Source organism: Shewanella sp. SW1 (genome assembly GCF_025653545.1).
Lineage (GTDB): Bacteria > Pseudomonadota > Gammaproteobacteria > Enterobacterales > Shewanellaceae > Shewanella > Shewanella oncorhynchi.
The window spans coordinates 41880-65068 of the sequence record NZ_JAKKSG010000026.1 but is presented as its reverse complement, the minus strand read 5'-3'; the positions used below and the strand labels follow the sequence as shown (position 1 = coordinate 65068).

The window sequence follows — 23189 nt, the reverse complement described above, 5'->3', positions numbered from 1 at the left end:
TTAGCTTAAATTGATGCAAAATTAGCTAGAGTTGGTGCAGGCTGATGTGCTGGTGGAGATAGTGGCGAACAGTAAGGGCAGGGTTGTGACGAATGAAAAGTTGATCCTAACGCTGAAAATCTGCATTACTGTAGGCATTTGTCTTATTGCGTTGGGCATCTACTTACATAACTTTAATGAAACTGTTGAGGCGATGGGCGTGCAAGGGATTATTATCAGCGCTATGTGTGTCGCCTTTGGCATGGCCTTGTCATTACCGACTAAGATGTATTTAACCTTTCTGTTGGTTAAGCGAGAAACTGAAAAACATCCATAATGCGTTTTTGCGCAGAGTGTTACTCTGCGACTCATTGGTTTCCTCGTCTTCTTGAGACTCAATCTAAGTACTCGCTTAACCCTGCTATTCAAACCGTCAAGCTCAGCCGTAAATGCCCTGATTATGGTTTTTAACATAATTAACCCAAGACTAATGGGCCAAAAACACCGATAATTCACCCTTAATGACTCATTACCAATGACGCGACTTGGTCGATGGGCTGCTACAGACTCGCATATTTAGTGGAAATCATATTCAATGGAAATCAAAGTTAATTTTCTCGACAATCTTAGACTTGAAGCCAAGTTTGATGATTTTACCGTGACCGCCGATCAGCCAATCCGCTACAAAGGGGATGGTTCTGCCCCTAGTCCGTTTGACTATTTCTTAGCATCGTCAGCCCTGTGTGCGGCCTATTTCGTGAAGGTATATTGCAAAGCCCGTGATATTCCAACGGATAACATTAGACTGTCGCAGAACAATATTGTTGATCCAGAAGATCGCTACAATCAGATTTTCCAAATTCAAGTTGAGTTACCCGAAGATATTTCGGAGAAAGATCGCGAAGGTATTTTGCGCTCGATTGACCGTTGTACCGTTAAAAAAGTGGTGCAAACGGGCCCAGAATTTAAAATTGAAACCGTTGAGAACCTAGATTCAGACGCCAATGCCATGTTAATGGGTCAGCCTAATGGCGCATCGAGCACCTTTATTCTGGGTAAAGATCTGCCGCTGGAGCAAACCATTGCCAATATGACGGGCATGCTCGCCGATCTTGGAATGAAGATAGAGATCTCATCATGGCGCAATATCGTGCCGAACGTGTGGTCACTGCACATTCGTGACGCGGCTTCGCCAATGTGTTTCACCAATGGTAAAGGCGCTACCAAAGAAAGCGCGCTGTGTTCGGCGCTCGGCGAGTTTATTGAGCGGTTAAATAATAACTTTTTCTATAATGATCAATTCTTTGGGACTGAAATCGCCAATAGCGAATTTGTGCATTATCCCAATGAAAAGTGGTTTGCGTTAGAGGAAGATGATGCGCTGCCAGCGGGTATTCTGGATGACTATTGTTTAGAGATTTACAACCCAGACGACGAGCTGTGCGGTTCGCACTTGATTGATACTAATTCGGGCAATATTAAGCGCGGCATTTGTGCGATTCCTTACACCCGTAAATCTGACGGTGAAACGGTTTACTTCCCGTCGAACCTGATTGAAAACTTGTTCTTAAGCAATGGCATGAGTGCGGGTAATAATCTGCAAGAAGCCCATGTGCAGTGCTTGTCAGAGATTTTTGAGCGCGCTGTAAAACGTCAAATCATTGAGCAAGAAATTGTCCTGCCCGATGTGCCTATGTCTGTACTAGAAAAGTACCCAAGCATCCTCGCGGGCATTAACGGCTTAGAAGAGCAAGGTTTCCCAGTTGTGGTTAAAGATGCCTCACTCGGCGGCCAGTTCCCAGTGATGTGCGTGACCTTAATGAACCCGAAAACTGGCGGCGTGTTTGCCTCCTTTGGCGCGCACCCAAGCTTTGAAGTGGCGTTAGAGCGCAGCCTAACTGAATTGCTGCAAGGCCGTAGCTTTGAAGGCTTAAACGATGTGCCAAAACCGACCTTTAACAGCATGGCGGTCAGCGAGCCAGAAAACTTTGTTGAGCACTTTATTGATTCAACAGGAGTGATTTCATGGCGCTTCTTTAGCAGTAAATTTGATTATGAATTCTGCGAATGGGATTTTTCTGGCACCAGCGAAGAAGAAGCCGACGGCCTGTTTGGGATCTTAGAAGCGTTAGGTAAAGAGGTGTATATCGCCGAGTTTACCGATTTAGGCGCATCGGCGTGTCGTATTTTAGTTCCTGATTATTCTGAGATTTATCCAGTTGATGACTTGATTTGGGATAACACCAACAAGGCGCTGGCGTACCGTGAAGATATCTTAAATCTACATTCGTTAAGCACTAAGCAATTGGCTAATTTGGTCAACCGTTTAGAAGAAAGCCAACTCGATAACTACACGGATATTCGCACCTTAATCGGCATTGTATTTGATGAAAATACTGTGTGGGGAAAACTGACGATTATTGAGCTTAAGATCCTGATTTATTTGGCACTCGGTGCACACGAAGACGCGATTGAGCTGGTCGGTGAGTTCCTACAGTTTAACGACAATACCGTTAAACGTGGCCTGTTCTACCAAGCCATGAATGCTGTGCTGGAAGTGACCTTAGATGAAGAGTTAGAACTTGATGATTTTATCCATAACTTCAACCGTATGTTCGGTAAAGATGTGATGGACAACGTCGTAGGCTCAGTCACAGGTAAAGTGCGTTTTTATGGTTTAACTAAGACCAGCATGCAGCTCGAAGGTATTGAGCCGCATTTAAGATTGATTGAAAGCTATAAGAAGTTGCATCAAGCCCGTAAAGCTGCGAAAAACCTGAATTAATTCTGTTATTTGGCATTAGCTTCATGTGTTTAAAAGCGAACCTTTTGGTTCGCTTTTTTGTTTGTTGCTCTTTTGATTCGCGCTTCTTATGAGCACTTGTTGCTATCACTTATTAAGGGCGCTTGTTATTGCTATGTGTGGTTTGAAATGTTCAGCCCGCTCAGGCTGTATTTGATATAACTCGATTTTTACCGTTACGTTTAGCTTGATACAAGGCCGCATCAGCCCGCTTAAGCGTTTCTTCATAGGACTTATCCAATGGTTCGATAGAAGCGACTCCAATGCTTACGGTGGCAAACAAGCCATTGACTGCATATTTTTGCAGTTCAGTGTAAAAGCAATCGCAGAGGTATTCTGCAAATTCAACCGCTTGCGAATGCTCTACCCCAGGTAGGGCAATCACAAATTCATCCCCACCAAAACGATACGCGCTATCGGTTTTTCTAAATTGAGTGCGACAGGTTTCGGCAACGGCGATGATAATTTTATCGCCAGCATGGTGGCCTAGCTGGTCATTGATGGACTTTAAGTGGTCTATATCGAGGATCAAGATTGAGGTGGGAATACGGTGGCGCTGAAATATATCGAATTGAAAGGTTAAATCACGTTCTAAACGGCGACGGTTATACAGCCCTGTCAGCTGATCGGTATCGCTTAGCTGACGTAGTTGCAGTTCAAGCTCATGCCGATTGGAAATATTACTGGCGACCCAAAGTACCACAGGCTCATCATCAACCAGAAAGTCTAGTGCTTGAATGCGCCCCTCAAACCAAATGGGTTGTTCGGGGCCTATATCGGGTAAGCCTTTGACATCTTTATTGCTCAATTCATATTCTTCGATCAGTAATTTTCGGCTGGTTAATGCACTTTCGATAACCTGTAAAAAGTAATTGAGTTTGTCAGCCTTTAACACATCGCTAAGATACAAGCCGATTAGACCACTACCATCGTGGTAATAACGGCCATCTTTACCACCGAAGACGGCAATGTATTTACCACTTTTTGACAGAACAAAAGTAGGATCAGGAAGTGCATCAAGGACTAAAGCCATTTCTTCTATTTTGATCATCGATTAAAATCCCTGTGGAAAATCACCCAACCTTAAGTCCGTGTGTCCAAGTCATCATAGATAAACTACTCTTTGGCGCTTTAGCCGCGAATGCATCCTGCGAACTCTTTACAATTTAGCCGCTTTTGTGGGTAACAACAAACCATAACAATATGCCGTACAATTTATTTGTCGTCGCGATTTTACCAAGGCATCAGAGCGTTCGATGGCGCAGAGTTGTATCCCTGTTGAGGCTTAAAACTTAAGCCTTGCGATCGTATCGAGTCAGTCGTGATGTCTTGAACTTTAGCGTTTGTGCTTATGTTCAAAAAGCTTCATTGCGGTGTTTAGTGGACAGATGATTTTCGAGTAGAATCTAGGGCCTTAATTGTGGTTTTAATTTTACACAGGGATTTATAATGCATACTGCAGATGATTTTATTGAACATTTAGCGCTAGAGCAGCATGTTGAAGGCGGTTATTACCGCTCATCCTATCGTTCAGAAACGGCATTTGATCAGACTCGGGCATTATGGAGCAGTATCTATTTTTTGCTGCGTACTGGAGAGGTTTCCCATTTCCATCGTCTGACAGCTGATGAAATGTGGTATTTCCATGCGGGGCAATCACTGACGATTTACATGATTGATCCTGATGGGGTGCTAACGACGGCGCAATTAGGGCTTAATTTAGCTGCGGGCGAGCGGCCACAGTTTTTAGTCCCTAAGGGCTGTATCTTTGGTTCTGCCATGAATCAAGATGGTTTTTCATTAGTGGGCTGCATGGTATCGCCCGGTTTTACCTTTGATGCTTTTGAGCTGTTTAGCCAACAAACTTTGTTAGCCCAATATCCACAGCATAGTGACATCATCCAACGTCTGAGCCGTTAGGGGGGGGCTAAAGTCAGTTAAATTTAGCCAGTTGATTCGTTAAATGGTAACTTGGTTGACATTGCCTCATTCGGCTAAACCAAGGTAGCTCTGAGTCATTAAATTTGACTCAATAGTAAGATATCCCCGCGACAAGGCTTGTCTATTGGCGTTTAACCACGTAAAACATGCTTTTTGGCGTACCTCTATGTACCAAGTGTTATGGAGTAATTGAATTTGGAACACTTAGTGTGGGAGCTCGATCCTGTATTAATCTCGTTTATGGGACTAAAAATACATTGGTATGGAGTCCTGTTTGCTGTTGCTATTACTGCTGGTTTTCAGGTGATGAAGCGGATTTATATCAAGGAAAATCTCGATCTTGAGTCCCTTGATAATTTACTGATTTATTGTGTGGTTGGCATTATTGTGGGTGCGCGTTTGGCCCATTGTATGTTCTACGATCCGACTTATTACTTTGCTCATCCGCTTAAGATCTTGGCGATTTGGGAAGGCGGACTCGCCAGCCACGGTGGTGGTTTAGGCGCGATTCTGGCCTTGTATTATTACCAACGTAAAGTGAAGCTACCCTTCCTGTTTTTGTTGGACAGACTCGCGATCGCCACCGCCATTTTTGGCTTTTTTGTGCGTATGGCAAACTTCGCCAACTCAGAAATTTTAGGCGATCCTACTACTCAACCTTGGGGTATTATATTTGCCCGTGTCGACATGTTGCCAAGACATCCAGCACAGCTCTATGAGGCTTTCGCTTATTTAGCTATCTTTATTGGTCTGTATGCTTTGTATCAATACACGCAGATTAAACAAAGACATGGGGCTATTTTCGGCCTGTTTCTGGTATCGGTGTTTAGTGCGCGAATTGCGATTGAGTCGATTAAAGTTAGCCAAGCGGCTTACTCTGAAACTTTCTTAAGTGCGGGACAACTTCTGAGCTTACCGTTTTTAGCCGTAGGTATAGTTTTGTTGTTCTTGGCGTATCGAAAGAAAACCGTTTAAATCTGAATATCAAACGGTTAAAAAAGGCTTTCTATCTAGATAGAAAGCCTTTTTTATGAATTAATTAATCATCAAGGATGACGTTAGGCTGTCTTCACTATATTACTCACTTGCACCATGGCATCCCGAGCGGAACGGCTCACGCCCGAGAGTTGGAAGAATCCATGGATGACGCCAAGATAACGACGGCAGTGGGCATTGACGCCAGCCTCTAATAGATTCCTAAATAGCTGTTCACCTTCATCGACGAGTGGATCGAATTCGGCGGTGATGATATGGGTTTCGGGTAAGCCTGCTAAGTCATCACGGCGTAGTGGACTGGCTTCGGCATCGGTTCTGGGGTGCCAATCTAAATACAGATCGAAACCTGTTAGCAAGGTATCGCGGGTGATGATGTATTTCTCGCCATTGTCGCTGTAGCTTTGGCTCTTCGCGGTGGCATCGAGCATAGGATAGATAAGCACTTGTTTGTGTGGCAACCATTGCCCTTTGGCTTTTAAACGCAGGCAAGTGACTAGGGCTAAATGGCCGCCAGCGCTGTCGCCCATTAGGGTGATCTTAGTGTTATCACCGCCCCATTGGTGGCAATGTTGATATATGACTTCTGCAGCATGGCAGGCATCGTCGTGGGCTGCGGGATAAACATGTTCTGGGGCGAGGCGATAGCGAACGGCGCTCACCAGTGCGCCAGAATCATTGGCGAGTTTTCGCAGTTGTTGATTATGGGTTTCAACGCCGCCACTGACAAAACAGCCACCATGGTAGTAAATGACGATAGGTAAATTGTTTGCCGCCGAGGGTTTGAACAGAGTTAATTCTGCGCCATCGATGGAAATAGATCTAACCTCGAACACCTCTTCAGGCTCACCCGCGAGTACAGTGCTGGCAATATAACCTTGTCTACGTTGCTCAATACTTTGCTCTCGCACCGATGGGCAGCCCGCCGCGATAAACTCGCTAACCAATTGTTTAATTCCCTCTTCTAAATAGAGTTGGCTCATTTAATACTCCCTCAATTTTTAGTGCGCTCGGCTGTTCTGCAATGGGCTGAGTTTATCGGCAGCTTAATTGAATTGGTAGCCTAGATTCACACTCAGCCATGAGCTCTATCATGATTGCGGAAATTAACTTTGGTATTAACTTAGTAATGAATACGGTTGCAGTCGGCATCTTTTTGACTATTACAGATTGAGTTGTAGGGTATCTTGTAAGAAAATTACCAACTTAATTGACTGTCAGGCTTAATGCGGTTAAATGTCCGCCTGATTGTGCGTTCGATAGCACTTTGATGTCTATTTGTGAAAGTGGGTTTCAGTCTCTTGGCTAAAATATAGGTTGCCAAGATGCTGTTTGAGCGACACATTGAGCCAGCGACCACACTCGTTATTCGTTCTCTATTTGCAGGAATCTTTCGTGGCAAAAGCACCCAAAACATTGCAACAGCGTATGGGCATAGTTGCCCTGACGTGGCCGATTTTTATCGAGACCTTGCTGCAATCTCTGCTTGGGATCAGCGATATCTTTATGCTGAGCCATTATTCCGATAATGCGGTTGCCGCAGTGGGACTCACGACTCAGCTGATGTTCTTCATGATGGTCATGTCCATGATGGTGAGTACGGGCGCGAGTATTTTGATTAGCCAAAGCAATGGGGCAGGCCAACCGCAGCAGGCTATAGACATAGGCGTGGCGAGTGTCGTATTGAGTTTGGTATTAGCCTTGGTCATGGGTGCATCTATGTTCTTTGGTGCTAAGGGCATTATCGGCTTATTTGCGCTTGAGCACGATGTGGCTGGTTTTGGATATGACTATTTGGTGATTTGCGGCAGCTTGAGCATAGGGCTAGTGATGAACATTGCCTTCGCCGCTATTTTGCGTAGTTACGGTTTTACCCGCTCGGCCATGTTAGTTACCTCAAGCACAGGCTTGATGAACGTCATCGGTAACTATATTGCCCTGTATTCTCCCTTTGACTTGCCTGTTTATGGGGTAACAGGGGTGGCAATTTCTACCGTTACCAGCCAGATCATTGGCGCTGTGATCATGTTGATGGTGATCCGGCATAAGCAAATTCCGCTGCCACTGCAAAGACTTAAGCTTTTACCGCGCAGCACTTATTGGAGTGTGATGCGTATTGGCCTGCTCAATGCTGGCGAGATGCTGTCTTACAATGTGGCTCAGATGACCATCATCTACTTTATCAGCCAGATGGGCACTTTATCGCTCACGGCCTACACCTATGGCTTGAATATTAGCCGTTTTATCTATTGTTTTGCGGTAGCACTCGGGCAAGCGACGCAAATTCAGACCGGATACTATGTAGGTAAACAATGGTTCGATGAAATCACCACTCGGGTGCAGCGTTACTGTTTGGTGGGCTTTGTCGCTTCACTGACCATAGTATTAGTCTTCTACTGGCAGCGATTCGTTATTGTCGGCTGGTTGAGTGAAAACGAAGAAGTTATCCAACTGACGGCGTTATTACTGGCAGGTTCAATCGCGCTCGAAACGGGGCGGGTGTTTAATCTGGTGATTATTTCGGCCTTAAAAGGCGCGGGTGATGTGGCGTTCCCTGTGCGTATAGGTCTTTTTAGTATGTGGGGTATTGGGGTGTTTTTTGCTTGGTTCTTTGGCTTGCATTTAGGTTATGGCGTTTTGGCTGCTTGGCTTGCCGTTGCGGCAGATGAGTGGGTGCGTGGATTGATTATGGTGCAGCGTTGGCGCTCGGGTCGCTGGCAGCGTTTTACGCGTATTCCGCCAGTAACCCCAGCTTAAACTGTTCTGATATCAAAAGGTCAACGCTTATTGGTTGCCCCATTTGCCCGATTTCAGTAGTTCATTTTTAAATTGTAGATACCTTGGGTGCCCTTCATAGGTTTCGATTTCCATAGTGCTATAAGGGGCAAAAATAGCCCCTGGAATTTGGCATCCTCTAGTAAGAACGTCCTCTAATGAGGGCATGAAACATTCTTTAATCGGGTCAAAATGGATTTTATAACTGGCATAGCCGCGCTCAACAAATCTATCGGTTATGGTTTTGAATAGCTGTCCAAAAGGTGTGTCGAGCGTCTCCGGCGTGGAGTAATAAAAGCCTTGTCCGTACCAGTAAAGTAATAAGGCGGTACCCGCGTCACACAGTGGATGTTCGATAATCGCCCTGACCATGTTTGGGTCATGATCGTCCCAATTCAAGTTCCCCGCGACAAAATGCAATTCCTCCATACTTTGTAAGTCACTGATACAGGTGATTTGCGCCGCCGCTTTGCCAAAGTAGGCGCTGTATTCATGTAAAGCGTCATAATCGGGATCGGCGAGTAATTTGGCGAGTAGTTGTTGATTGGCAATACAGCCTAATTCTGCGCATTCATAGGCGCGAATAAATTGTTCTTGTGAGAGTAATTTAGCCAAGGGAATCCTTTCTTTTTATAGAAAACACAGTTTATAAAAAATACAACGCCAGCCTTTACGTAGTAAAAGGCTGACATCGAAGAAAAGGAGCGTAAAACGTTACGCTTGCTGTTGCAGCAGGGTACGGCACAGCTTGATAAAGTCCGATGATGTGACGATACCGAGCACCTTTTTATCGACATCGACGACGGGCAAGCAGCCGAGTTTGTTTTCGATAAAATATTCCACCACCACAGTTAAGGGCTCGTCGGCAGTAAGATGCTGAAAGTCTTGGTCCATCACAGTTGTGATTGGCGTGTATCGTTCTTTGCGCTCGAGCGCGCCTTGGCCGTACTTATTCAACATAGTCATCACGCTGGCGATCATCTTTTTATGGGTGAGTACGCCAACGAGGGTGCCATCAATTTCAGATATCACAGGTAAGTGGCGTACGCCACGGGTTTGCATCAGATGGTGGGCATCTTTCAAGCTGGCGCCATCGCTGATGCAGATGACTTGATCACTCATAATATCGCTGACTTTCATTGTATAAATTCCTTTTCTTGCCATTCTCTGGCGTGCATTTCACACGCTGCGTTAGCCTGCACCGATGTTAGCAGCTTCTCTGTAAGCTACGCCAGTCCTGCACAAATAAAGTACGCTATCCAGTATAAGTGTTTGAATTGATAGATATCATAAAAGGCTGACAAAGATGTCACAAATATGTAACAGTGATATCTCACAATCGTGGTCTTATTAGACCTCATACCAGTGAAGCCTTATCTAACAAGGAATAATAATGAATCGTACCGTAACTCGTCGTGATTTTTTGGCTATGTCGGCCAAAGGTGTTGGTGTTGCTGTAATCTCTTACGGCTTGATGGGCTGTAGTGATAGTAATGATGATAATTCTGTACCCGCTCAATTTTTACATGGAATTGCCAGTGGCGATCCGGCAGTCGATGCCGTGATCCTATGGACTCGTGTCACGCCTGAGTCTGAGGGCGATGTAAAAGTGAGTTGGCAAGTGGCAAGCGATGCGGCCTTTAGTCAATTAGTGACTACAGGTGAGACTGTCACTAATGCGAGCCGTGACTACACGGTTAAGATTGATGCCCGTGGTTTACGTGCCGGGCAAACCTACTTTTATCGCTTTATGACGGGTGATAAAACCTCAGTTGTGGGTAAAACCCGCACTCTGCCTGAGGGTGATGTTAGCTCAGTCAAATTAGCCGTGATGTCTTGTGCTAACTTTCCTGCCGGTTATTTTAACGTCTATGAGTTAGCGGCGGCGCAGGATGATTTAGATGCTGTGGTGCATTTAGGCGATTACATCTATGAATATGCCCGCGGTGGTTATGCCAGTGAGTATGCTGCCGAATTGGGCCGTGAAGTGTTACCGGCCAATGAGTTGCTGACGTTGAGCGATTACCGCACTCGCCATGGTCAGTACCATACCGATGCGAGTCTGCAAAAGTTACACGCGAAAGTGCCTTTTATTACAGTGTGGGATGATCATGAAGTGGCCAATGATACTTGGCGTGATAGTGCCGAGAATCACAACGAAGGCGAAGGGGATTTTGCCGTTCGTAAAGAAGCGGCACTACAAGCTTATTTCGAGTGGTTGCCGATTCGCCCATGGCGTGAAGGGAACCATGAAGAGATTTACCGCAGCTTCAGTTACGGCAATCTCGTCGATATGCATATGCTGGATACTCGCGTATTAGCCCGTGATAAACAACTCGATTATGCCGATTATATGGATCCGACAACGGGCTCGTTTGCGGGAGAGCGTTTCCTTGCCGATGTCACTTCGACCACTCGAACTATGCTGGGGCTGACGCAATTATTATGGCTACAGGGCACATTGCTACAGTCGACAGGCAAGTGGCAGGTACTGGGACAGCAGGTATTAATGGGTAAGATGTCATTGCCGGCGGCGATTGCCACTCAGCAGATGAGCATTCCCCAATTTGCCATGTTAGGGGCTTTAGCTAAGTTAGCGGCCCGTGCGGCGGCAAATGATCCCACGCTGACTGCCCAAGAGCTGCAATATCTTCAAGCCAATCAAGCTTTACTCACGCCAGAAGTTATCGCACTGATGCAATTACCTGCAATCCCGTACAACTTAGATGCTTGGGATGGTTATGCCTATGAGCGTGAAGTGATTTTAGGTACGGCTAAATCGAAAAATCTCAACCTAGTTGTGATCGCGGGTGACACCCATAATGCATGGGCAAACGAGCTTAAAGACGTGCAAGGCGATACAGTGGGTGTTGAGTTTGCGACTAGCTCAGTATCATCGCCAGGCCTTGAATATTACTTGAATCTGCCAGCGGAACAGATCCCCGCGACCGAGGCGGCAATCGTCGAGTTAGTGCCAGATCTTAAGTACGCTAACTTAAAAGACCGAGGCTTTATGACGCTCACCTTTACCGCTGATGAGGTGCGCAGCGACTGGCATTATGTGGATACCATTTTGTCGAAGGATTTCCAAGTCGCAACGGCCCGTGGTTATAGTGCCAAGACAAAAGTAGGCGAGCATGTGATTACGCCTATCGTTTAATGCGGTATTGTTCGCTTGTTTATCGGCCACCTTAGGGTGGCCTTTTTGTTGCTTTTGGCTTTAAAAGGCAAAATAAATGTCTGTTGTCACGCAAGTTCTTACTATTACTGCAGCACATCGCATTTTTTTGGTATAAAATTCGCTCCCAAAATTCGGCGGCTGCCTACACTTGCTAAGGCAAAGCTGTTCTAGTGTTTTGGGAACCTTTACCCGCCGAACAGACCTTACTGGGGTCATAAGCTTTAACGACCTAAGAATAAAATCAATGTGATGGGGACTGTGTCATGTCAGAAAAGTATTTTGTTACCGCGCAGCAATTGCTGGAAGATTCATTTTTATTAGCTTCGCAAGTGTATGAGAGTGGCTTTCGTCCGCAATTTATCGTGGGTATTTGGCGTGGCGGTGCTCCAATCGGGATCGCGGTACAGGAGTTTTTCGATTTTAAACAAGTTGAAACCGATCACATTGCCGTGCGTACCTCTTCTTATTATGGGATTGGCACTGACAAACAAAGCAAAGAAATCAAAGTTCATGGCCTGCATTACATCGTTGAAAATGCGAACGCGAGTGACGGTTTGTTGATTGTGGATGACGTGTTTGACTCTGGCCGTAGTATTCATGCATTAAAAGAAAAACTCAGCCAACTGATGCGCTTGAATATGCCAACCGATATCCGTATCGCTTGCCCTTATTACAAGCCAAAAAATACCGCAGTGCCTTTAAAACCCGACTATTACATTCATGCCTCTGAAGACTGGTTAGTTTTCCCGCACGAAGTCACAGGTTTAACGCCTGAAGAAATTGCCGAAGGTAAGGGCGATTTAAAGAATATCCAGCACCTGTTTAAATAGCTCGCGGCGAGATATAGATTATTTTCGCAATAAAAAAATGCGTTAACGATTAATCGTTAACGCATTTTTTTTTCTATATCGATGACTTATAAATCCATACAGTTAGCATAGTAAGTCACTGTGGCGGGCCAGTCGGAGAACACTCCAATCACGCCGACATCTTTCGCCAGTACATCAAGTAATTCAAAGGTATCGCCTTCGTTATCTATCGCTTCGGTAATGCTTTGATAGTAAAAGCCGCCGCCATTTTTTAATAAACCAGAACGTTCTAGCGACCAAGTGATGATCTTAAGCCCAGCGCCTTTAGCGGCCTTAGCGTATTCCGAAGGAATGATTTTCTTATCCACATCTAAGGCGACTAATACCCAGAGTGGCGGCGCAATAATTTCGACGCCTTGGGTCTTTAAATCCGCCATTGATGGTGACCAAGTGGCAGAGTTCTGCGGATCAAAGGTGCTGTTATAATCGTATCTGTCATCGAGAAACACAGCTTGCTTCGCAAATTCAGGTGCGTTGGCGACCCAATATTTGATGTCATCTAAAATAAATGACTGGGGGAATACTTGCGAAACATTGACGCCCGCCGCCGTGTATTCATCCAACATTTTTTGCGCGTAATCCTGCTGAGTAAAACCATCGAAGGGCATAGATACGCTCGCCGCTTTTAGCTCAGGCGTCATCTTCACACCGGCTTTTTTAAACATTTCAATACTTTCAGCGTGGGTCATCAAGGTGCCATTGCCAGCATAAAGATCGGTGCGCCAGCTTGGGGTACCATTGATGAATTCGGCCGCAGTGGTCGCTTTCGGATTGTTGCCTTCCATCTTACCCTTGAGAGTTTTAAATTCGGCGAGGGTGATATCGCTAGTGCAACAGGTTGCCGATGCGCTGACGCCATTGGCGGGATCGGCAGGAGTGAATGGGCTTGAACATTTATTGGCAAGTTCGGGTATGGCTAAAATGTTGGTCGTGCTGGCAAGATCGCACTGTGAGTGGCGGCAAACTAAAGCTTTATCGGCGGTGAAGGTGACATCACATTCGACTATGCCTGCGCCCGAATCGATAGCCGCTTGGTAGGATTCCTTTGTATGCTCAGGGAATTTCATTGGCGCGCCACGGTGACCTATGGAAAATTCGCTGCGATAAAAACTGTCAGTGGTGCATTGTTCTAAGCGGGTTTTAAGTGTGCTGTCTTGCATCTGACGTACGAGGAATAAGGGTCTTTCTCCCACTTGAGCAGGAACGGGTTTGCTGGTGGGTGGCGTGACTGCGTCGTTATCATCGTCATTATTGCAACCGGCTAATAAAGCGCCCGTGGCAATTAACAGGCCGAGTGAGAGCGACGAAATAGGGTGTAGTTTCATCAGATTTACCTATGAGTAATGATGTAAATAATTAATATTAATCAGAAACTCTAAAGTGTTAATGTGACTGAAAAAGCCTATTTGTATGACATAAACAAGAATATATACCGTTTGCACGACGATTATCTAAGGCGTGTGTGTTTGCGCTAGCTCGCGATAAACATCCATAGATAGAGGATGAGCGGGATATATGCGCAGTGTTGTTTTAGACTTGAGAATTGACTCCACTGGGCGAGTCGATGAAACTGGCATGAATATTTTCATCTGGGCGATCTTTCTGGGCCGAAATCAAGTACACTGCGCTCCTTTTGTTTTATGATGAGCGTTTGGTTCGCTTGATAAGACAAACGTGACAAGCATCATTTAGGAAATAGAGCAGAATGAGCAAGGGCAAAAAATACGATTTTCGCGTGACACAGGGCGACAACGGTTGGAAAACTGAAATCACTCGTCGCATGACATCAACTAAAACAGTTGTGTCTAAGAGCCATGATGGCTTTGCGACTGAAGCCGAAGCGCAAGCTTGGGGCTTAACTGAATTACAAGTGTTTTTAGGCACGTTAACTGAGCGCAATAAACGTCGCTCAGAGAAACAAGCTAAAGCAAAATTAGCCGCAGCATTAGCGGCTGAAGCGGCTACTGATGCCGAAGATCTTGATGAAGATGATTTCGACGAAGAGTAACACTCATTCGTTTAACCTTGTCTTATCAAGCCAGTGTGATCGTAAGGGAGCGTTCAAAGCGTTCTGAAACGTCACTCTGGCGATGAACAGCAAAAGGCAGATCTTAAGATCTGCCTTTTGTGTTTTTGTCGCTCGCGAAACTGTGCATATCAATTTATTTCATCCTATTTCCTCGTTTATCTTCATACACACTGTTCGGCTGGACTGATCTGTTGATGCTGTCATTAGCATGTTTTTATCGTATTTAGCCGAGATTACGTACTCTATACCATTAATAATTAACGATAACTATTATCATTTGATTTACTTAGATGCTGCTCTGTGCTCATATGTAAGTAATTCGAACGCACGTTTAACTTTATCAAGGTAAGGGAACTCCTATGAAACTACTTCAATCCAGTTTATTGCTGTGTTTGTCGGCTTCGGCAACCCTGAGTTATGGCCAAGCCTTAGATGGAGAGGCGTTACGCTTACTACAAGCGTCGCTAAAGGATTCGACTTTGGATGCACAAGCACAGTTAACCAATACTAAACGGGCATTGGCGTTAGATTTAAGCCATCAATATGCGCAGCTCGCGCCTATCTTACAGACTGAAATAAACCAGTATCAGTTGGCAGTAAATGCCGATGACATTCTGTCTCAGCATAGGCTCAATGATAATGTGATCACCAAAGCCGATGCATCAATTCGCCGAGTGAAGGGCTTAAGTGCCAAAGCGGATTCTCTGGTGCAAGTGCGTCTAGCGGATGAAGCCATGCTGACCTCATGGCAGCAAGGTGAGTCTCCTTTATTTGCCTATGAGCCCGATGGTGACGAGCGTCAGTGGGATTATATTGAAGCCTTTGATATTCATGGACAAGTGCATCAATTAGACGTGTATAACTTGCCGCAGCAGCCGGTGTTTGTGGTCGGTATCGATAGCAAAAAAGCCTTTGTGGCTGGCTTAGAGGTGATGCGGGCGACATTTGCCGAGGCGCAGTCAGCGAAAAAAGAGGGCGCACTACTGAGCCGTGCGCAAACACAGGCGGTGGCAGACAAGCCGATTTCAACCACAGTGATCAAACAAATATCCTTGAAGGATGACCATGAGCCGTGGATTTCTGGTCGTGCCGAAATTTACGGCATAGTGACTGGGGTTGATCCAAGCCGTGAAGAGCCTGTGCTCGATATCGTCGAAATGCCCTATTTAGATTATGCGGATACGACCTATTATCCGAATCAAATCATCATCCATTGGGAGCGTTATCGTTGGGCGGCTGCGGACATGATCTTAATGGAGCATGACGATGGTACTAACTATAAAGTGTTGGCCACTAAGCTGTTGGAAGCGGCGGAGCAGATCTTAAAGTCGATCCCCGATCCTGAAGCTCAGGGTTATGCGCTGATCCCGCAAATCACCAATGGTATTTTAAGTGTAATGCCGGATGCTTGGTTCACCAATGACGATGACTTTGTCGATGTGTATTACACCTTACAGGAAGGGGTTGAATATCCTAACTTGAACGGAGCTAACGGTAATGCGATGACGAGCTTTGCGCCATTAGTCATCCAACCAAGGCCATGATGGATTAGTGCGGCTAAATGCAATGGCTGAAATGTAAAAGCGGATCCTAAGATCCGCTTTTTATTGGCTAACTTAAGGTGAGGCTAAGCCATTCCTTTAAGCTTTTAACTTGAAACTGCCTTGCATAATCGCCCAGTGACCTGGGAAGCTGCAGAAGAATTGGTAGGCTTCGGTGGCGCTCATACCGGCAGTGCTAAAGGTGATAGACGTTGATTCGCCACCGCCCACTAAATCTGTGTGTGCGATAACGCGCGTATCACCGGCTTTGACATAGGCTGCATCAGGACCGGCACTCATGCCTTCAGTTGCTACTGCTGACATATCGGCTGCCTTAGTTAATACCCAGTTATGGCCCATGGCTGCTTTTGGCAAGGTTCCTGAGTGGGTTAAGGTTAAGGTCACTTCTTTACAGCTTGCAGGTACAGACAGCTCTTTAGTGTCAAATTGCATTGCATCAGTGGCGGCAATTTTCAGTTCACATTCGTTGGCACTCGCTTGGCTAGCGAATAATAATCCTAGGCCGATTAGGCTAGTGCTGGTCACGTTACGTAAAGCTGTGCTTTTTGCTTTCATCTGGTACTTCCTTATTTGAACAAGGGTAGCCGAGCCGTTTTGACTCGGACATGCACCTGCCAGCATAAGCAATCTTCATTAAATGGGAATGAAATCAGCGTGTAAATTATGTATATGCAACTTTAGGTTGAAAGCTTGCATCGTTATTGGCGGCAAAATTGTTAGCGGTAAACATAGGTGAGTACTTAGCTTTAGTGAACTAAGTACTCAGGAGCTATTATTTATGTGTTTGATTTATAAATGATAATTTATTGATTCTAACGCAGGGCGTCTAATTCAGAACGTCTTACGTTTTAGTACGAAAGCTCCTGTCGATAGGGAATCGCACGTTGTGCGCCTGGGCGAGTGACAGTAATGGCACTGGCTGCATTGGCAAATCCCACGGCTGCAGCAATTGACATGCCCTCGCTTAAGCCCACAACTAAGGCGCCATTGAAGGTATCCCCTGCGGCGACTGTGTCTATGGCCTGCACTTCAAACGCAGGTATTAGCCCATTAAAACCTGGGCTGCTGATAAATGCGCCACGGCTACCTAAGGTAATGACCACAATCTTTACTCCCTGCTGGTGGAGAAGTTGCGCTGCCATTTGTGCATCATCAAGATGGTTGATCTCAACTCCCGTTAAGGCTTCTGCTTCGGTTTCATTGGGGGTAATAATATCTACCCACTTGAGTACATCTTGGCCAAGTGCCGTCGCTGGAGCAGGATTTAGTACAGTCGTCACGCCAAGATTCTTGGCTATTTGCAGCGCCTTTGCCACTGTGGCAGCGGGCGTTTCCAATTGTGCTAACAAGTACTCCGCATTAGCAAACAGGGCGTAATGAGCTTCTAAGTCATCGGGTGAAAGGCTGGCGTTGGCACCTGCGGCAACGCCAATCGTATTCTCACCGTTATCACCGATAAAAATCATGGCAGTGCCTGTGCTCAGTCCGGCTATTTGGCGGATCCCTTCCGCGCTGATGCCATCTTTCATCCAGCTTTGACGCATATCATCGCCGATACTGTCTTGGCCGAGATGGCAGATAAAATCAGTGCGTGAACCTGATTTGGCTAAGCGCGCGCAGGCGACGGCTTGATTGGCCCCCTTACCGCCCAGTTCGAGGCGATAATCTCGGCTCATTAAGGTTTGCCCTGCAGCGGGCAGGTACTCAAATTTCATCACATGGTCGGCATTTGCACTGCCGATAACGAGTATCTGGCTCATAGAAGACTCACTGTTATTTTTATCTGCGATTGAGATAAGTTGCATCATAGACGCGTAAACTGTCTACCAGTAAATCGACAAAGCCTTGCCTATCGATCCCAAACAGCACAGTCGCATTGGCGGCTTTACCTGTTAGCTGATAGCGATCGACCACTGTCATGCCTAAGGTCAACTCACTTTGGGTTTCAATACTTACCCAGCAATCTTGCGCCTCAAATAGCTCAGGTTTAAGCAACCAAGCGATAGTGCAGGGGTCGTGCAATGGCGCACCAATAAAGCCCCATTTAGGATCTCTGTGGTAAATCATAAAGAAATCCAATAATTCGGCGACGCACTGAGCAATTGGATTTTGAATCGCGCGAATGCGTTCTATGTCTTCATCCATGATTTGCGCCTGATGAGTCACATCGAGCCCACACATAGTGATGGGAATACCTGACTTAAAGACAATATCGGCGGCTTCGGGGTCGACAAAAATATTAAATTCGGCGGCTGGGGTCCAATTACCGACACCAGCTGCGCCGCCCATTAGCACTATGCGCTCAATTTTATCGTGTAACTCGCTATGACTCGCCAGTAAAAGGGCGATGTTAGTCAGCGGTCCTGTGGGAATTAAGGTTACTGGCTGATGACTTTGGCGAATTTGCTGCGCCATTAATTCAACTGCGGTAATGGCTTGAGGACTAAAACTTGGATTAGGCAATGCAGGGCCGTCGAGTCCGGTTTCACCATGGACATTGTCGGCAATGATTAATTCGCGAGCTAATGGCTTGACTGCGCCGCCAGCGACAGGAATATCACTGCGATTTAATAAGGTTAAGATCCGCAGGGCATTATTGAGCGTTTTATCCGGCGTTTGGTTACCGGCGCTGGTGGTGACGGCAAGTGGAACCAGCTCTGGATGGGCGAGAGCTAAAATGAGCGCAATAGCGTCGTCATGGCCGGGATCGCAATCCAGAATAATAGGGCGAGTCATACTGTTACTCCTTTAAACAGTGGTGATGGGGGCTTAGAATAGCATGCCATCAGTTAGGCGCTAGCCTGTGGAGGGGACTTGCAGAGTAAACTGTGAGCATTTTCGTCTTTTTATCAACAAGCTGCTAGAATTCTGCCCATTTTTGACACTAGGCGATGTTAGGTAAATCCATTCTCGCTCTGTCCGCTGCACAACATTGAATGACATCTCCAAGCAAATATAAGGAAATAAGTAATGCTCACTCATCGAATCACTTGGCCTAAGGTTTTACTCGTGGGCATGGTTGCCATGCAGATCTCTGGCTGTAGCGATCCTCAACCTATGGCCGTTGTGGAAAGTAATAACGAGTCATTGCTACAGTTTGATAACGGCAAACTGCTCCAACTTAAGGAAAATCCGAGTCCACAGTATCGCCATATTCCCTGTGATTTACCCGCAGTCGAGACTGTGGTCAACAACAGTTCGGCCTTTGCGGCGTTAACACAATCTGGTGAGGTGATCACTTGGGGTGACAGTTATGCTGGCGGTGATAGCCGCGAGGTGACGGAGCAGCTTAAGCAAGTTAAGCAAATCGTCCCAGTTAAGGACGGGTTTGCCGCGCTACGTCAAGATGGCACTGTGGTGTACTGGGGCAATGCGGGGAAATATAGCCTCGACAAAGCCCTACAAAACCGCATGACCAATATTACCAAATTGTTCGCCAATCAAGAGGCCATTGCCGCCCTTGATGCCAATGGCAAGGTGCATACTTGGGGTTATGGCCCCTACGGCGGCAATAGCTTACATGTGCAGGATCAATTAGTTGATGTTGTTGATATCTTCGCCAGAGGACGCAGTTTTGTCGCCCTCAAAAAAGAAGGTAGCGCGGTGATTTGGGGGCAGGTTGAAGAGTCGACCAATATGAAAAAGTTACTCCCGCAGCTTACGGATGTAGCGAAGATCGAATATTTTCAACACACCTATGCCGCCTTGAAAAAGGACGGCACTGTGGTGAGTTGGGGCTGGCGCAGTGATGCTTACTCGATCCGCAGCGCCTTAAAGGATGTGGCGAGTATGACGGCAAACAATTGTGCCTTTGCGATTTTAAGCCCTACGGGGGATGCACATTTTTGGGGCGATGGGATTAACTGTGGTATCGATTGGATTAAAAAAACCGATATCACAGGGGTAAAAGAGATTATCAGCATTGGCTCAGGCTTTTTATTACTGCAGGATAAGGCCGTGCCGCAAATAGTGGCCGACGATACTGATTACGCTCATATGTTTGGGTTTCATTATGCCCAAGAGATTCTTGATAAATATTGGCAGGAAGGCAGCATCATTACCCAAGGGCCTGCCTCCTTTGTGTTTACACGTCCCGATGGCAAAGTGGTGCCTGTTGGTTATCGCGCCAACCGTGAAAATGTGGAGAAGTTGATTGCACGTATTCCGCGCCTTACTTGGTTAGATGGCGCAAATGACGGTTATGTTGGCATCAGCGAAAAGGGGGAACTGGTCTCTTGGTCGATGAATTTGCCAATGTTCGACAAGTCGCCAGTGCAACCTGCTGACTCGTTAGTGATTAAACCGCTGGATTTTACCCCCGTTGCCCAATGTGAAACCTCTAAGCAGCGTCAGGTGATTTTGAGCAAAGACAGACCAAAACCTGCGGCAAAAAACTGGGATGGTGTTTTCTAGCTCATGTGAGTTTTCTCGCTAACTTGAGATTAATGGACTTTCATCCGTATAGACGTCTATAATGCGCGCGCTCAGGTCTGATATGCTCTGAGCCTTGTTGGGCGTTAACAGGTTGTACGCCCTTTGAACCTAATTTTGAGTCAACCTTCTGTGGTGCTTGCGTGCGAAAGCCGTGAGATAATCGGGAAGCCAGTGAAATTCTGGCACTGCCCCCGCAACGGTAAAAGGTGAGAGACGACCGCGTTTGATTGGTGTGTTCAAGACAGAACCCGAAAGTCAGAATGTGAAAGGTCAGTCTCGCGTTAATCCAACTTTAATGGATTAACATAGCCTAAGTCCGGAGACCGGCCCTAAAGGTGTTTTTGAGATTTCGGTGGGCAGATCTCAAAATGCGATAATCACCGTCAGTATTTACGACTGAATTAACGGTATCGTGGCGTCAATGCCCCGTTTTCCTTGCAGGAGTTAAAGGTAAAATGGGAACAAATCCAACAAAAATCGCGCTGCTGATCGGCAGCCTATGCAGTTTTTCAATTATCGCGCCCGTTATGGCGGCTGACGATACCAGCACAGCTAAAGTCGACGAGCATCTTGTCGTGATCGGCCGCTCTGATAAGACCCCGTTAAATATTGCCGCCAATGTGAATGTGATTGATGCCGCGGCGATTGAAATGAGTGGCGCGACTAATTTGACCGACGTCTTACGTGGTCAAAGCGGTATTCAAATTTCGGATAACAATATTGGAACTAGCTTTGCTATGCGTGGTTTTAGCGCCAGCACTGCCGTTAATAACACGCTGATTTTACTTGATGGTCGTCGTCTCAATAATATCGATATCGCAGCGCCTAGCCTTAATGCCATTCCGCTTAATCAAGTGGATCGTATTGAAATTTTATCGGGTAGTGCGGGTGTGCTTTATGGCGATCAAGCGGTAGGTGGCGTGATCAATATTGTCACTAAATCCCCTGAAAATACAGGTGGTAGCGTACAGTTATCTGGCGGTAGCTTTGATACCTATGAAGGTCGTGGTGATGTGTCTGGCGCGATCAACAAAGATTGGCGTTACTTTTTCACAGGTAGTTATAACCAAGGTGACAACTATCGCCAGCATAATGCCAACGAAACCGGCTCTATTCTTGGCCGCATTCAATATAAAACAGCCACAGACTCGTTCTTTGTTGAAACCAGCTACTACGATAACGATCGTGAAAATCCGGGCTCGCTTACTGAAAAGCAATTTAAAGACGATCCCCGTGCTTCATCAAATAAGGTAGAGTATGCCCACGAGATGACCACTGCGGCGCGAACGGGTTACCAGCATCAGCTTAATCAAAACTGGGCGCTGGCGGCGGATTTAGATTACAGCGATACCTTAGTGTCTTCTCTTAATTGGGGGGCGAACAGCCATAACACACGCTCACTGTTAATGTTTAGCCCTAAAGCGTTAGCGAATTACAGCACGCGTCAAGGCGAGCTAAGCCTAGTCACAGGTTTAGACATCAGCCGTGGCAAGGCTGATTTTGACACTATGGCGCGCAGTAATGTGCAGCAAATGCAAAGCGCCTATCTACAAGCTACAGTGCCTTTAAGCCATACTTTAAGTTACGTTGTGGGTGGCCGTTATGCGCGGGTGACCGACGAGTTAGTCGATGGCAATGTCTATCCTAATGGCATGGATTTAGACGAAAATGCCCACGCATTCGAACTGGGTTTAAATTACCGCCCAACTGCGGAGCACAGACTCTATGTGCGCGCTGATGATAACTTCCGTTTTGCCAAAGTGGATGAGCAAGCTTATACATCGCCGGGCGTATTTGGCTTAAAGCCGCAAACAGGCCGTTCCTATGAGGCGGGTTGGGATTGGGCTGTCGCTAGTCAAACCCTGCGAGTCAGCCTATATCGTCTCGATTTAGAGGATGAAATTGTTTATGACTCGAGTGCAGTTAAACCCATAGGTGGAAATTTCAACGGCGCAAACGTTAATGCCGACGCTTCTCGTCGTTATGGCGCGGGTGCCGATTGGGATTGGCAGGTGACTAAAGCGCTGCAACTCGGGCTGGAATATAACTACACCGACGCCGAATTTACCGATGGTGCTAACGATGGCAAAGAGCTGTCTTGGGTGGCAAAACACACGGGACGCGGTTATGTCAGCATGGATTTTGCTGAGCATTTCCAAGTATTTGCCGAAGCTATCTACACGGGGGATCGTTTTATCGAAGGCGATAACGCTAATCAAGGTGATAAGCTAGCAAGTTACGTGCTTGGTAATTTAGCCTTGAATTATAATCGTGATGCTTGGCTTGCCAGTCTGCGTATCGATAATGTATTCGATAAAGATTATGTTAGCGCAGGTTATTACGGTGGCGATTGGGGGGATAGTTACTATTCTGGTCGAGGTCGCGATATTCGTTTCACTGTGGGCTACCGCTTCTAAATATTAATGAGCTATCTAACTAACAAAGCCAGACTCAGTCTGGCTTTTTATTTTTTACGCTGAGTTCAAAGAATAAATCTTAAAATAGGTATAGTCTTGAATATCGTTTTAGTAGAGTGGTTTAATTGTCGTTATCTATAGTGTTAGCGGGCAGTCATTACTAAATAGGAGTAATTTATATTTTACTCTGCTGTTTATGGCTGAAA

19 protein-coding genes and 1 riboswitch are annotated in these 23189 nt (G+C 46.1%); of the genes, 11 read left to right on the top strand and 8 right to left on the bottom strand.

Annotated elements, in window-relative coordinates:
• The first annotated feature begins 85 nt into the window (after positions 1-85).
• The gene (locus L5M71_RS19985; protein WP_113939077.1) at positions 86-316 is read left to right on the top strand and encodes a hypothetical protein; all 231 of its coding nucleotides are present in this window, start codon (positions 86-88) and stop codon (positions 314-316) included.
• Between the two features lie 258 nt (positions 317-574).
• A complete protein-coding gene (locus L5M71_RS19980; protein ID WP_263209341.1) occupies positions 575-2764 on the top strand; it encodes an OsmC domain/YcaO domain-containing protein in 2190 nt (729 codons plus the stop codon).
• Positions 2765-2924: 160 nt separating this feature from the next.
• On the opposite strand, the gene L5M71_RS19975 is transcribed toward L5M71_RS19980, so the two are convergent.
• Positions 2925-3833, bottom strand: coding sequence for a GGDEF domain-containing protein (locus tag L5M71_RS19975; RefSeq protein WP_263209339.1), 909 nt, complete (start codon positions 3831-3833; stop codon positions 2925-2927).
• A gap of 398 nt (positions 3834-4231) precedes the next feature.
• Between L5M71_RS19975 and L5M71_RS19970 the strand changes: the two genes are divergently transcribed.
• Complete coding sequence (locus tag L5M71_RS19970; RefSeq protein ID WP_263209338.1) at positions 4232-4702, top strand: cupin domain-containing protein; 471 nt, start codon at positions 4232-4234, stop codon at positions 4700-4702.
• Between the two features lie 216 nt (positions 4703-4918).
• The gene (gene lgt, locus L5M71_RS19965) at positions 4919-5698 is read left to right on the top strand and encodes a prolipoprotein diacylglyceryl transferase (protein WP_131523760.1); all 780 of its coding nucleotides are present in this window, start codon (positions 4919-4921) and stop codon (positions 5696-5698) included.
• Positions 5699-5781: 83 nt separating this feature from the next.
• Here lgt and L5M71_RS19960 read toward each other — a convergent pair whose 3' ends face one another.
• The gene (locus tag L5M71_RS19960) at positions 5782-6699 is read right to left on the bottom strand and encodes an alpha/beta hydrolase (protein ID WP_263209337.1); all 918 of its coding nucleotides are present in this window, start codon (positions 6697-6699) and stop codon (positions 5782-5784) included.
• Positions 6700-7111: 412 nt separating this feature from the next.
• Between L5M71_RS19960 and L5M71_RS19955 the strand changes: the two genes are divergently transcribed.
• Positions 7112-8473: an MATE family efflux transporter gene (locus L5M71_RS19955; protein ID WP_263209335.1), complete on the top strand. Its 1362-nt coding sequence runs from the start codon at positions 7112-7114 to the stop codon at positions 8471-8473.
• A gap of 27 nt (positions 8474-8500) precedes the next feature.
• On the opposite strand, the gene L5M71_RS19950 is transcribed toward L5M71_RS19955, so the two are convergent.
• Positions 8501-9106, bottom strand: coding sequence for a DUF4274 domain-containing protein (locus L5M71_RS19950; RefSeq protein WP_263209333.1), 606 nt, complete (start codon positions 9104-9106; stop codon positions 8501-8503).
• Positions 9107-9205: 99 nt separating this feature from the next.
• Entirely contained in the window at positions 9206-9631 is a 426-nt protein-coding gene (locus L5M71_RS19945; protein ID WP_263209330.1) for an HPP family protein, read from the bottom strand.
• A gap of 253 nt (positions 9632-9884) precedes the next feature.
• On the opposite strand from L5M71_RS19945, the gene L5M71_RS19940 reads away from it, so the two are divergent.
• Both L5M71_RS19940 and L5M71_RS19935 read left to right on the top strand, forming a co-directional pair.
• Positions 9885-11651 (top strand): alkaline phosphatase D family protein, encoded by a 1767-nt coding sequence (locus L5M71_RS19940; protein WP_263209328.1) that lies wholly within the window; start codon positions 9885-9887, stop codon positions 11649-11651.
• A gap of 284 nt (positions 11652-11935) precedes the next feature.
• A complete protein-coding gene (locus tag L5M71_RS19935) occupies positions 11936-12502 on the top strand; it encodes a phosphoribosyltransferase (RefSeq protein WP_028759331.1) in 567 nt (188 codons plus the stop codon).
• Positions 12503-12588: 86 nt separating this feature from the next.
• On the opposite strand, the gene L5M71_RS19930 is transcribed toward L5M71_RS19935, so the two are convergent.
• Complete coding sequence (locus L5M71_RS19930) at positions 12589-13866, bottom strand: glycerophosphodiester phosphodiesterase family protein (RefSeq protein ID WP_263209326.1); 1278 nt, start codon at positions 13864-13866, stop codon at positions 12589-12591.
• 380 nt (positions 13867-14246) lie between these two features.
• On the opposite strand from L5M71_RS19930, the gene L5M71_RS19925 reads away from it, so the two are divergent.
• Positions 14247-14549, top strand: coding sequence for a DUF3622 domain-containing protein (locus tag L5M71_RS19925; protein WP_105250177.1), 303 nt, complete (start codon positions 14247-14249; stop codon positions 14547-14549).
• Between the two features lie 380 nt (positions 14550-14929).
• Positions 14930-16114: a DUF3103 domain-containing protein gene (locus L5M71_RS19920; RefSeq protein WP_263209324.1), complete on the top strand. Its 1185-nt coding sequence runs from the start codon at positions 14930-14932 to the stop codon at positions 16112-16114.
• Positions 16115-16210: 96 nt separating this feature from the next.
• Here the strand turns inward: L5M71_RS19920 and azu are convergent, their stop codons facing one another.
• The 3 genes from azu to rihA all read right to left on the bottom strand — a co-directional run bounded on the left by azu (position 16211) and on the right by rihA (position 18868).
• Entirely contained in the window at positions 16211-16687 is a 477-nt protein-coding gene (gene azu / locus L5M71_RS19915; protein WP_028759449.1) for an azurin, read from the bottom strand.
• 293 nt (positions 16688-16980) lie between these two features.
• On the bottom strand, positions 16981-17892 hold the full coding sequence (rbsK, locus tag L5M71_RS19910) for a ribokinase (RefSeq protein ID WP_263169444.1): 912 nt from the start codon (positions 17890-17892) through the stop codon (positions 16981-16983).
• Positions 17893-17911: 19 nt separating this feature from the next.
• Positions 17912-18868 carry a pyrimidine-specific ribonucleoside hydrolase RihA gene (gene rihA / locus L5M71_RS19905; protein WP_263169443.1) on the bottom strand — a complete coding sequence of 319 codons (957 nt, stop codon included), beginning with the start codon at positions 18866-18868 and terminating at the stop codon, positions 17912-17914.
• Between the two features lie 234 nt (positions 18869-19102).
• Between rihA and L5M71_RS19900 the strand changes: the two genes are divergently transcribed.
• Positions 19103-20545, top strand: a complete 1443-nt coding sequence (locus L5M71_RS19900) for a hypothetical protein (protein ID WP_263169441.1) — start codon at positions 19103-19105, stop codon at positions 20543-20545.
• A gap of 134 nt (positions 20546-20679) precedes the next feature.
• Positions 20680-20913, top strand: a riboswitch (cobalamin riboswitch).
• Between the two features lie 108 nt (positions 20914-21021).
• On the top strand, positions 21022-22983 hold the full coding sequence (locus L5M71_RS19895) for a TonB-dependent receptor (RefSeq protein WP_263169438.1): 1962 nt from the start codon (positions 21022-21024) through the stop codon (positions 22981-22983).
• The last annotated feature ends 206 nt before the right edge of the window (positions 22984-23189 follow it).